General features: G+C 73.0%; 8 protein-coding genes. 5 read left to right on the forward strand and 3 right to left on the reverse strand.

Annotated features, from left to right (window positions below; genetic code table 11):
* Window positions 1-592 precede the first annotated feature (592 nt).
* From DBP14_RS04535 to narI, 5 genes are all read left to right on the forward strand, one after another.
* Window positions 593-2,524: a chloride channel protein gene (locus DBP14_RS04535; RefSeq protein WP_129305756.1), complete on the forward strand. Its 1,932-nt coding sequence runs from the start codon at window positions 593-595 to the stop codon at window positions 2,522-2,524.
* Between the two features lie 167 nt (window positions 2,525-2,691).
* A complete protein-coding gene (locus tag DBP14_RS04540) occupies window positions 2,692-6,372 on the forward strand; it encodes a nitrate reductase subunit alpha (protein ID WP_241740798.1) in 3,681 nt (1,226 codons plus the stop codon).
* Window positions 6,372-8,003, forward strand: coding sequence for a nitrate reductase subunit beta (gene narH / locus DBP14_RS04545; RefSeq protein WP_164992248.1), 1,632 nt, complete (start codon window positions 6,372-6,374; stop codon window positions 8,001-8,003). Before DBP14_RS04540 ends, narH begins: the two co-directional genes overlap by 1 nt.
* Window positions 8,000-8,620: a nitrate reductase molybdenum cofactor assembly chaperone gene (gene narJ, locus DBP14_RS04550; RefSeq protein ID WP_129305757.1), complete on the forward strand. Its 621-nt coding sequence runs from the start codon at window positions 8,000-8,002 to the stop codon at window positions 8,618-8,620. Before narH ends, narJ begins: the two co-directional genes overlap by 4 nt.
* On the forward strand, window positions 8,620-9,378 hold the full coding sequence (gene narI / locus DBP14_RS04555) for a respiratory nitrate reductase subunit gamma (protein ID WP_129305758.1): 759 nt from the start codon (window positions 8,620-8,622) through the stop codon (window positions 9,376-9,378). Before narJ ends, narI begins: the two co-directional genes overlap by 1 nt.
* Here narI and DBP14_RS04560 read toward each other — a convergent pair.
* The 3 genes from DBP14_RS04560 to DBP14_RS04570 all read right to left on the reverse strand — a co-directional run bounded on the left by DBP14_RS04560 (window position 9,320) and on the right by DBP14_RS04570 (window position 12,170).
* Window positions 9,320-9,829 carry an O-acetyl-ADP-ribose deacetylase gene (locus tag DBP14_RS04560; RefSeq protein WP_129305759.1) on the reverse strand — a complete coding sequence of 170 codons (510 nt, stop codon included), beginning with the start codon at window positions 9,827-9,829 and terminating at the stop codon, window positions 9,320-9,322. The genes narI and DBP14_RS04560 overlap by 59 nt on opposite strands.
* Window positions 9,826-11,235, reverse strand: coding sequence for an NAD(P)/FAD-dependent oxidoreductase (locus tag DBP14_RS04565; protein ID WP_164992249.1), 1,410 nt, complete (start codon window positions 11,233-11,235; stop codon window positions 9,826-9,828). The genes DBP14_RS04560 and DBP14_RS04565 overlap by 4 nt, the downstream gene beginning before the upstream one ends.
* A gap of 89 nt (window positions 11,236-11,324) precedes the next feature.
* The gene (locus tag DBP14_RS04570) at window positions 11,325-12,170 is read right to left on the reverse strand and encodes an inositol monophosphatase family protein (RefSeq protein WP_129305761.1); all 846 of its coding nucleotides are present in this window, start codon (window positions 12,168-12,170) and stop codon (window positions 11,325-11,327) included.
* Window positions 12,171-12,226: the final 56 nt, after the last annotated feature.

The following is a 12,226-nucleotide window of genomic DNA, read 5'->3' on the forward strand; positions in this document are numbered from 1 at the left end:
TGTCACCCGAGGCGACCATTGCAGTCTGCAATGATATGCTGTTCTCCATACCGGGCCGTGCGGGCGCGACGGCTCCGGTACCGAGGGTGATGACGATGAAAACCGAGCCGATACGAGAAGCCTATTCCTTCGTCTGTCTGCGCTGCGGGCACGCGTGGGAGGGGGCATATGACATCCGGCACATCCGGGACGCCCACGGGCGTCTGCGTGCCGAGTACTTCACGCGGGACGGCCTGAGAGTGCCGTCCCCGTTGACGGACAACACCTGCCGGGTGTGTCAGGGGCGCAGGATCCGCATCCTGCGCCCGGGGCGGGTCAACTCCGTCCGCCCCGCACCCCGGTGACGGCTCCGGTCGCCATCGACCCGCGTCGGACGACGGCTCGCGCCGTCGTCCACCTGTGACGGACGCGCGACGAAGCGCGTCCGTCAGCCATGCCCCGGGGCGCCGCGCCCCGGCGTCACCCTCGTCCGAAGTCCTCCTCCACGGGCAGCGCCGCCCGTGACCACCGCCGTGCCCGGCCGCACCGCTCGCTGCCGGGAGTGCACACGGCTGTGCCGATTCCTGCCGCCATCTTCCCTGACGGAGCCCTCATGTCCTCGTCCACCGCCGCGCCGCCGTCCCAGTCGGACGCGCCGTCCCAGCCGGAGACACCGCCCGCACCAGCCGCACCGGATGCTCCGGCCCGCCGGGCCGGCGCTCATCTGTCCGAGCTCAAGAGCCCGCATCTCGGCGACTTCCACGTCGAGCCGCGCGTCCTGCTGATCTCGGCGCTGGCCGTGCCCGTCGGCGCCGTCGCCGCCCTCGTGGCCGCCGGTCTGCTGAAGCTGATCGCGCTGATCACCAACCTCTCCTTCCTGGGCCGCCTGGCCTTCGGCACCGCCACCCCGGCCGACACCACGCACCGCTGGCTGCTGCTGATCATGCCGGTGGCGGGCGGTCTGATCATCGGCCTCATGGCCCGGTACGGCTCGGAGAAGATCCGCGGTCACGGCATGCCCGAGGCGATCGAGTCGATCCTCGTGGGCGGCAGCCGGGTGCAGCCGCGGGTCGCCGCGCTCAAGCCGGCCTCGGCCGCCATATCCATCGGCACCGGCGGGCCGTTCGGCGCCGAGGGCCCGATCATCATGACGGGCGGGGCGATCGGCTCCCTGCTGGCGCAGTTCCTGCGGGTCACCACCGACGAGCGCAAGGCCCTGCTGGTGGCGGGTTCCGCGGCCGGCATGGCGGCGACGTTCAACGCGCCGCTGGCCTCCATCCTGCTGGCCGTGGAGCTGCTGCTGTTCGAGTGGCGGCCCCGTTCGTACCTGCCGGTCGCCGTCGCCGCGGTCACCGCGACCCTGGTCCGCGGACCGCTGCTGGGCACCAAGCCGCTCTTCGGCGGCGCCCACGTGCCCTCCCACATCGACCTCCCGGCCTACGGCCTGTGCCTGGTCTCCGGTGCCGTGGCCGGACTGCTCGCGCTCGGCGCCACCGCCCTCGTCTACTTCTCCGAGGACACCTTCGCCAAGCTGCGGATCCACTGGATGTGGTGGCCCGCGATCGGCGGCCTGATCATCGGCGTCGGCGGTCTGTTCGAGCCGCGCGCGCTCGGTGTCGGCTACGACGTCATCGACCAGTTGCTGACCGGCCACGCCACGGTCGGACTGATCGTCGGCATCCTGGTCGTCAAGACCCTCATCTGGGGCCTGTCGCTGGGCTCGGGCACCTCCGGCGGCGTCCTGGCGCCGATGTTCATGGTCGGCGGCGCCCTCGGTGCGGCCGAGTCCCTGGTGTTCCCGCACGTCAGCCCCGGCTTCTGGGCGCTGGTCTCGCTGGCCGGCGTGCTCGGCGGTGTGATGCGCTCCCCGCTGACCGGCATCGTCTTCTGCCTGGAACTCACCCACGAGATGAACGCGCTGATCCCGATGGTGATCACCGCGTCGGCCGCGTACCTGCTCTCCGTGGTGCTGCTCAAGCGGTCGGTCCTCACCGAGAAGATCGCCCGCCGCGGTCTGCACCTGACCCGTGAGTACTCCGTCGACCCGCTCGAACTGCACCTCGTGCGCCAGCTGGAGACCCCGGCCGGCGTCACCTTCCGCAGCGACCGCACCGGCGGCGAGATCACCGCGCTGCTGCGGGCCGCGCACGACGCCGGGGACCCCGAGGAACTCCTCGCCCAGCGGCTGTACCCGGTGCTCGGCACGGACGGCTCCCTGGTCGGTGTCGTCACCCGCGGCACGCTCATCCACGGCGACCCGGCGGACACCACCCCGCTCGGCGAGCTGGCCGCACCGGCGGTCACCGCCTACCCGGACGAGACGCTGCGACTGCTCGCCAACCGCATGGCCGAGCACGAGGTGACCCGGCTGCTCGTCGTCACGCGCGAGGAGCAGCCGCAGGTCGAGGGCATCATCAGCCTGCGTCACCTGCTGACCGCCCGGCGCATCGACGTGCACGAGGAGCACCACGTCGAGCGCGTGCTCTCGCTGCGCCGGAAGCGCGCGGCCACGGTCGTCGTCGCGGGGGGACCGGCCGGCGGCTGACGGACTCGGTGCACACCACACACACTGCATGGCGTGCACAACTATTGCAAAGGCCAATAAAAGGTCTCCCCTAGGCAACATCAACATTGCGTAGTCACGCGACTCCTCTCCGCAGTCACCCGCCAAGCTGGTGGGACGAACATCCGACTGCGGAGGGAAGTGACACGGTGGGACGGCGCGGTGCCCGGCGGGAAGCGGAACGAGTGGCGGCCCTGGCCGCCGATCAGCTGCTGCGGGCCGGGAGCATACTGCGGCGGACGGAGACGACCCCCGACCTCAGAGCGGTCTTCCGCACCGACCAGGCCGTCAACGACGCGCCGTACCGGGAGCGTTGGGCACACGACAAGGTGGTGCGCTCCACGCACGGGGTGAACTGCACCGGCTCGTGCTCGTGGAAGGTCTACGTCAAGGACGGCCTGATCACCTGGGAGACCCAGGAGACGGACTATCCGTCGACCGGCCCCGACCGGCCCGAGTACGAGCCGCGCGGCTGCCCGCGCGGGGCGTCCTTCTCCTGGTACACCTACTCGCCCACCCGGGTCCGCCACCCCCATGTGCGGGGGGTGCTGCTGGAGCTGTACCGGGAGGCGCGGGCGCGGCTGGGCGATCCGGTGGCGGCCTGGGCCGAGATCACCGGCGACCCGGTCAAGCGGCGGCGCTACCAGTCGGCGCGGGGCAAGGGCGGGCTGGTGCGGGTCGGCTGGGAGGAGGCCCTGGAGATCGCGGCCGCCGCCCATGTGCACACCATCGCGGAGCACGGCCCGGACCGGGTGGCCGGCTTCTCGCCGATCCCGGCGATGTCGATGGCCTCGCACGCGGTCGGCGCCCGCTTCATGTCGCTGATCGGCGCGCCGATGGTGTCGTTCTACGACTGGTACGCCGACCTGCCGATCGCCTCCCCGCAGGTCTTCGGCGACCAGACGGACGTACCGGAGTCCGGGGACTGGTGGGACGCCGCCTACCTGATGCTGTGGGGCTCCAACGTGCCGGTCACTCGGACCCCGGACGCGCACTGGATGACCGAGGCCCGCTACCGGGGCCAGAAGGTCGTCGTGGTCTCCCCCGACTACTCCGACGCCACCAAGTTCGCCGACGAGTGGCTGCACCCGCACCCCGGCACCGACGGCGCGCTGGCGATGGCCATGGGGCACGTGATCCTCACCGAGTTCTTCGTGACGCGGAAGGTGCCGTACTTCACCGACTACGTCCGGCGCTTCACCGACCTGCCGTTCCTGGTCGAACTCGACGAGCGGGACGGGGCGTTCGTGCCCGGCAAGTTCGTCACCGCCGCCGCGCTCGGCCTCGCCGAGGACGACGAGGAGGCGGCCGCGTGGAAGCCGGTGCTCCTCGACACCGCGTCCGGGCGGCCGGTCGTCCCGAACGGCACGCTCGGGGACCGCTGGTCCAAGGGCGGCGAGGGCCGCTGGAACCTCGATCTCGGCGACATCGAGCCCGAACTGACGCTGCACCGACCGGGCGGGGACGCCGTACGGGTGCTGCTGCCGCGCTTCGACGGCGAACCGCCGAGCGTGCGCGGGGTGCCCGTGCGTGAGGTCGGCGGCCGCCGGGTGACCACCGTGTTCGACCTGCTGCTCGCGCAGTACGGCGTCGGCCGGGAGGGGCTGCCCGGCGACTGGGCCGCCGGCTACGACGACGCCACGCAGCCGAACACGCCCGCCTGGCAGGAGGCGATCACCTCCGTGCCGGCCGGCGCGGTGGTGCGGCTCGCGCGCGAGCTGGCGGACACGGCGGAGAAGACCCGCGGCCGGTGCATGATCGTGATGGGGGCCGGCACCAACCACTGGTTCCACTCCGACACCATCTACCGCTCGTTCCTCACCCTGCTGCTGCTCACCGGCTGCCAGGGCGTCAACGGCGGCGGCTGGGCGCACTACGTCGGCCAGGAGAAGGTCCGCCCCTACGCCGGCTGGCAGCAGTTGCAGTCGGCCGCGGACTGGGTGCGCCCCTCGCGGCAGATGGCGGGCACGCCGTACTGGTACCTGCACACCGACCAGTGGCGCTACGACGCCCACAGTGCCGACGCGCTGGCCGCGCCCACCGGGCAGGGCCTGTTCGAGGGGCGGCACACCGCCGACCTGGTCGCCCAGTCGATGCGGCTGGGCTGGATGCCGTCCGCGCCGACGTTCTCCGCGAACCCGCTCGACCTCGGCCGGGAGGTGCACCGCAGCGGGCACGAGCCGGACGAGTGGGTCGCCGCCGAACTCGACGGCGGACGGCTGTCGTTCGCCTGTGAGGACCCGGACGATCCCGCCAACTGGCCGCGCGTGCTCACCGTGTGGCGGGCCAACCTGATCGGTTCCTCCGCGAAGGGCAACGAGTTCTTCCTGCGCCATCTGCTCGGCGCGAGCGACAACGCGCACGCCGACCAGGCCCCGCCCGGCGCCCGGCCGCGCGATCTGACGTGGCACGAGGAGGCGCCGCGCGGCAAGCTCGACCTGCTGCTCGCGCTGGACTTCCGGATGACGTCGACCACCCTCATGGCCGACCTCGTCCTGCCGGCCGCGACCTGGTACGAGAAGCACGACCTGTCCAGCACCGACATGCACCCCTTCGTGCACGCCTTCTCCCCCGCGATCAGCCCGCCCTGGCAGACCCGGACCGACTTCGAGATCTTTAACGCCCTGGCCGCGAAGTTCAGCGAACTCGCCGCCGGCCGGCTGGACACGGCGTACGACCTGGTGGCCACGCCCCAGCAGCACGACACCCCCGGCGAGACGGCGGAGCCCGGCGGCCGGGTGCGGGACTGGCGCGACGGCTGGACCCCCCGGCCGGGCGGCAACCTGCCCCACTTCACCCTCGTCGAACGGGACTACACGGCCGTCGCCGACAAGCTCGCCTCCTTCGGGCCGCTGTGCGAGGAGCACGGCCTGACCGTGAAGGGCGTCACCGTACGGCCGCTGCCCGAGGCCCGCTGGCTCGCGTCCCGGTGCGGCACCGCCCGCTCCGGACCCGCGCACGGGCGTCCCCTGCTGGACACCGACGTCAAGCTGTGCGAGGCGATCCTCGCCCTGTCCGGCACGACCAACGGGCGCCTGGCGGCGGAGGGGTTCGGACAGCTCGCGGACCGCTGCGGGCCCGGCAGCGGCTTCGCCTCCCTCGCCGAGGCGGTGCACGAGCGGCGGGTCGTCTTCTCCGACACCCAGGACCGGCCCGTCCAGGTCGGCACCAGCTACGAGTGGTCCGGAAAGGAGGCCCCCGACCGGCGCTACTCGCCGTTCACCGTCAACACCGAACACCGCAAGCCCTGGCACACCCTGACGGGACGTCAGCACTTCTACCTGGACCACGACTGGATGGCCGAGGCCGGCGAGCAACTGCCCGTCTACCGGCCGCCGCTGGACCTCGCCGCCGACTCCGTCGCGGGCGAGCGCGAGGTGAGCGTCCGCTACCTCACCCCGCACTCCAAGTGGTCGATCCACTCCGAGTACCAGGAGAACCTGCTCATGCAGACCCTGGCCCGCGGCGGCCCGGTCATCTGGATGAGCGTGGAGGACGCGGCGGCGATCGAAGCCGCCGACAACGACTGGGTGGAGGCGGTCAATCCCAACGGAGTCGTCGTCGCCCGCGCGATCGTCTCCCACCGCATGCCGGCCGGCACGGTGTTCATGTACCACGTGCAGGAACGCCTGGTGAACGTCCCGCGCAGCGAGGCCACCGGCCGGCGCGGCGGCGTGCACAACGCACTCACCCGCGTCCTGATCAAACCCACCCATCTCATCGGCGGCTACGGCCAGTTGTCGTTCGCCCCCAACTACTACGGCCCCACCGGCAACCAGCGCGACGCCCGCACCGTGATCCGCCGGCGCGCCCAGGAGGTGCAGTACTGATGCGCGTCATGAGTCAGATCGCCATGGTGATGAACCTCGACAAGTGCATCGGCTGCCACACCTGTTCGGTCACCTGCAAACAGACGTGGACCAATCGCAAGGGCACCGAATACGCCTGGTTCAACAACGTCGAGACCCGCCCCGGGCAGGGCTATCCGCGCGGTCACGAGGACCAGGAGAAGTGGCGGGGCGGCTGGCGCCTGGGCACCCGGGGCGGCCTGGTGCCGCGCTCCGGCGGCCGGGCCCGGCGCCTGGCCCGCCTCTTCGCCAACCCCGAACTGCCATCCCTGGCCGACTACTACGAGCCGTGGACGTACGACTACGACACCCTGATCTCGGCCCCGCTCGGCGACGACCTGCCCACCGCCCGGCCCCGCTCCCTCGTCGACGGCCGCCCCACCGACATCACCTGGGGCCCCAACTGGGACGACGACCTCGGCGGCGGCCCGGAGCACCTCTCGGCCGACCCGGTGCTGAAGAAGATGAGCGAACGGGTCCAACTGGACTACGAGCAGGCGTTCATGTTCCACCTGCCCCGGATCTGCGAACACTGCCTCAACCCGTCCTGCGTGGCCGTGTGCCCCTCCGGGGCCCTCTACAAGCGGGTCGAGGACGGCATCGTCCTGGTCGACCAGGACCGCTGCCGGGGCTGGCGGATGTGCGTGAGCGGCTGCCCGTACAAGAAGGTCTACTTCAACCACGCCACCGGCAAGGCCGAGAAGTGCACCTTCTGCTACCCGCGCATCGAGGCGGGCGAGCCCACCGTGTGCTCGGAGACCTGCGTGGGCCGGCTGCGCTACCTGGGCGTGATGCTGTACGACGCCGACAAGGTGGGCGAGGCCGCCTCCGTACCGGACGAACAGCGGCTCTACCAGGCCCAGTTGGAGTGCTTCCTCGATCCCCACGACCCCGAGGTGGTGCGGGCGGCCGAGGAGTCGGGCATCCCGCACGACTGGATCACGGCGGCCCGCCGCTCCCCCGTCCGGGACCTGATCACGAGATACCGGGTCGCGCTGCCGCTGCACCCGGAGTACCGGACGATGCCCATGGTCTGGTACGTCCCGCCGCTCTCCCCCGTCGTCGACGCGCTCACCGGCAGCGGCCACGACGGGGAGCACCCCGCCCCGCTGTTCGGCGCGATCGACGCGCTGCGCATCCCGCTGGAGTACCTGGCGGGGCTGTTCACGGCCGGGGACACCGCCCCGGTGGAGGCAGCCCTGTGCCGGCTGGCCGCGATGCGCGCCCACATGCGGCGCGTCAACCTCGGTGAGGAACGCGACCCCGCGATCGCCCGGGGTGTCGGCCTGGACGAGAGCGACCTGGAGGCGATGTACCGGCTGCTGGCGCTCGCCAAGTACGAGGAGCGGTACGTCGTCCCGACCACCTATGTGGCTGGCGCGGGCGGGACACCGGGCGCGGACGCGGGCTGCAGTCTCGACCACGACGGCGGGCCCGGCATGTACGGCGCCGGCGGTGTGGACGGCGTCGAGGGCTTCCACGCCCCGCCCGTCGCCGTCGCGTCGGCCGCACCGGACGGCCGGTCGCTGCGCGGCCGGGTCAACCTGCTCAACTGGAACGGCCGCGGCCGTCCCAGCGGGCTCTTCCCAGAGGGGACGGGCGACGCACGGTGAACCACCGGCACCGGGCGGTGCACCAGGCCGCCTCCCTGCTCCTCGACTACCCCGGCGAGGGCTGGCCGGAGCGGCGCGACCGGGTGGCCGCGGCCCTCGGGACGCTGCCGGGCCCGGAGACGGAGCCCCTGCTGGCGTTCTGCCGGGCCACCGAGGCCGTCGCCCCGCTCGACCTCGCGGCCCGCTACGTCACCACGTTCGACCGCACCCGCCGCCGCACCCTCCACCTCACCCACTACACCGACGGCGACACCCGCCGCCGGGGCGCCTCCCTCGCCGCGCTCAAGTCCCGTTACCGGCGGCACGGCTGGGAACCGGCCGGGGGCGAGCTGCCCGACTTCCTGCCCGCCGTCCTGGAGTTCGCCGCCCGCCACCCCGAGGAGGGCCGGGCCGTCCTGTACGAGCACCGGGCCGCCCTGGGACTGCTGGCCCGCGGGCTCGTCGCCCACGGCAGCCCGTACGCCGAGGTGCTCCGCGCCGTCCGGGCCACGCTGCCCGCCGCGGACGCGCCCCCAACCGCACGGGACCTGCCCGATCCCCTTGCCCTGTACGACCGTTCCGCCCCCGTGCCGTACCCGGTGCCGCACGCCGCGGGCGACGAAGGAGTCCGCCGCTGATGAAGCATCTGCATATCGCGCTGTGGGGCGTCCTGCCCTATCTCGCGCTCGTCGTCCTGGTGGCCGGCACGGCCTGGCGCTACCGCTACGACCGGTTCGGCTTCACCACCCGCTCCAGCCAGCTGCACGAGTCCCGGCTGCTGCGCGTCGGCGGCCCGCTGTTCCACTACGCCCTGTTCCTCGTGATCGGCGGCCATGTGATGGGGCTGCTGGTGCCCGAGTCGCTGACGCGGTGGTTCCGGATCAGCGAGGAGCAGTACCACGCGGTCGCGCTGGCCATGGGCGGCACGGCGGGCGTCGCGGCCGTCGTCGGCCTCGGCGTGCTGCTGTACCGCAGGGTGCGGGTGCCCGCGGTGCGCGGGGCGACCAGCCGCAGCGACCGGGTGACCCTGCCGCTCCTCGCCCTGGTGCTGCTGGCCGGCCTGACCGCCACGGTGTCCTCCGTGACCAACCCCTACGACTACCGGCTCGGGGTCGCCGTCTGGTTCCGCAGCCTGTTCACCCTCGACCCGGACGTGGGCGCCATGGCGCACGCCCCGCTCGTCTACCAGGTGCACGCCCTGCTGGCGCTGACCCTGTTCGCCCTGTGGCCGTTCGGTCGGCTGGTGCACGCGTTCGCCGCGCCGCTCGGGTACGCGGCACGCCCGTACGTCGTCTACCGCTCGCGCGGGCGTGCCGGGGCGCCGGTGCACCCGGCGCTCAGCGCAGGGCCCGGTCGAACGCCTCGTACGCCTGCTGGTCGAACAGGACGAAGGTGACCTCCTCGACGGCGGTGTCCGCGGCCCGGATCGTCTCGACCGCGATGCGGGCGCCGTCGTCGATCGGCCAGCGGTAGACGCCGGTGGAGATGGCGGGGAACGCGACCGTGCGGGCGCCGAGTTCGTCGGCCGCCTTCAGGGACGCGCGGTAGCAGGAGGCCAGCAGCTCCGAGCGGTCCTCGGAGCCGGACCAGACCGGGCCGACGGTGTGGATCACCCAGCGGGCGTCCAGCTCGCCGGCCGTGGTGGCGACCGCCCGGCCGGTGGGCAGGCCCCTGCCGTACCGCGACGCCCGGAGCTTGCGGCACTCCGCCAGGATCGCGGGCCCGCCCCGCCGGTGAATCGCCCCGTCGACGCCGCCACCGCCCAGCAGGGAGGAGTTGGCGGCGTTGACGATCGCGTCGGCGCTCTGCCGGGTGATGTCGCCCTGGACCAGGGTGATGGTGGTCATGTCTGCCTCAGTCTGCGCCAGACGGCCTTGGCCGCGTTGTGCCCCGACATGCCGTGCACCCCGGGGCCCGGCGGAGTGGCCGAGGAGCAGATGAACACGGCCGGGTGCGGGGTGGTGTACGGGAACAGGGACAGTTTGGGCCGCAGCAGGAGCTGGAGTCCGGAGGCGGCGCCGCAGGCGATGTCGCCGCCCACGTAGTTGGCGTTGCGGGCGGCCAGGTCGGCGGGACCCGCGGTGGCGCGGGCGAGCACGCGGTCACGGAACCCGGGGGCGTAGCGCTCCAGTTGGCGCTCCATGGCGTCGGTGAGGTCGCCGTCCCAGCCGTTCGGGACGTGGCCGTACGCCCAGAAGACGTGTTTGCCCTCGGGGGCGCGGGTGGGGTCGGCCACGCTGGGCTGCACAGTGATCATGAAGGGCCGGTCGGGGGCGCGGCCCTCGCGGGAGGCGGCGCGCAGGGCGGTGCCGATCTCGTCCTTGCTGGCGCCGATCTGCACGGTTCCGGCGACGCGAGCCTCGGGTGCGGTCCACGGGACCGGCCCGTCCAGGGCGTAGTCGATCTTGAAGACGCCGGGGCCGTAGCGGAAGCCGTCGTAGTAGGCGCCGAAGCCGGCGATGCGGGCGAGGGCGGCGGGTGAGGTGTCGAAGACGTAGGCGCGGGCCGGCGGCAGGTCGTCCAGGCGCTTGACCTCGTAGTCGGTGTGGACGGCGCCGCCGAGGTCCTTCAGGTAGGCGGCGAGGGCGTCGGAGATCGACTGGGAGCCGCCGCGGGCCACGGGCCAGCCGCGGGCGTGCGCGGCGAGCGCGAAGACCAGGCCGATGGCGCCGGTGGCGAAGCCGCCGAGCGGGGCCATGACGTGGGCGACCAGCCCGGCGAACAGGGCCTTGACGGGCTCGTCGCGGAAGCGGCTCAGCAGCCAGGTGGAGGGCGGCAGCCCGGCCAGGCCGAACCGGGCAAGGGTGACCGGGTCGCGGGGCAGCGCCGTCAGCGGCAGGGACATGAAGTCCCGGGCCAGGGTGTCCCAGCGGGGCAGGAACGGCTCGACCAGCCTGCGGTACGCGCCCGCGTCGCGCGGGCCGAAGGAGGCCGCGGTCTTGGCGACGGACCGGGACAGCACGGCCGCGCTGCCGTCGGGGAACGGGTGTGCCATGGGCAGGTCGGCGTGCAGCCATTCAAGGCCGTACCGCTGAAGCGGCAGGGAGCGGAACGCGGGCGAGTTGATGCCGAGGGGGTGGGCGGCCGAGCACGGGTCGTGCCGGAAGCCGGGGAGGGTCAGCTCCTCGGTGCTCGCCCCGCCGCCGACCGCGGACCGCGCCTCGAACACGGCCACGGAGAAGCCGCGGCGGGCCAGCTCCACGGCGGCGGTCAGTCCGTTCGGTCCCGCACCCACCACGCACGCATCGAGCATCGACGGCACCTTCGGACCCCTTCGTCAGCCGATGGCCTGTATCGGATCAGGATATGCCGCGGGACTGACACGGCCCCGTCGCGGGTGGGTCAGGCCGCCGTCCGCAGCAGTTCCGCCACCCGGCGGGTGGTCGGGGCGTCCCGGGCCGCCGTGAACGGCAGTGCGTTGCCCCCGGTGATCCGGAACGGCTCCCCGTCGCGGGTGAGGTGGGCGCCGCCCGCCTCTTCCACCAGCAGCAGGCCGGCCGCGTGGTCCCAGGCGGCCTCCCAGGAGAAACCGGTGGCGTCCAACTCGCCCCGGGCGACGGCGAGATACTCCAGCCCGGCGGAGCCGCAGTGCCGCGGGGCGAGGCCGTCGCTCCACAGGGTGCGCAGGGCGTGCCGCTGCGCGTCCGTGGTGTAGTCGGGGTGCGAGGTGGCGACGACGAGGTCCCGGCCGGGGGCGGGCGGGCCGGCGAACAGGCGCTCGCCGTCGAGGAACGCGCCCTGCCCGCGGACGGCCGTGGCGAACCGGTCCAGGGCGGGGGCGTAGATCCACGCGCCGTGGACGACGCCCCGGAGCGCGAGCGCGACCATGCTGCAGAAGCCGTCGTCGCCCTGGACGAACTGGCGGGTGCCGTCGACCGGGTCGATGATCCAGACGGGTGCGTCGCCCTGGATCGCCTCGTAGACGGCGGGGTCCGCGTGGACGGCCTCCTCGCCGACCACGACGGAGCCGGGCAGCAGGGCGCCGAGGACCTCGGTGAGCCGCTGCTCGGCGAGGCGGTCGGCGTCCGTCACCAGGTCGTGCGGGCCGCTCTTCTGGTCGATCTCGTGCGCGGCGAGGCGGCGGAAGCGGGGCAGGATCTCGGCCGCGGCGGCCTCGCGGACCGCCCGCTCCACGTCGGCCGAGTGGCGGGCGAGAAACTCGTCGATGGTTTCCGTTTCGTCGATCATGCGTCCATGAGACCACGCGCCACTGACAACGCCCCCCGGCCGGGTGAACGGCGGGC

The organism is Streptomyces sp. L2, from assembly GCF_004124325.1.
Taxonomy (GTDB): Bacteria; Actinomycetota; Actinomycetes; order Streptomycetales; family Streptomycetaceae; genus Streptomyces.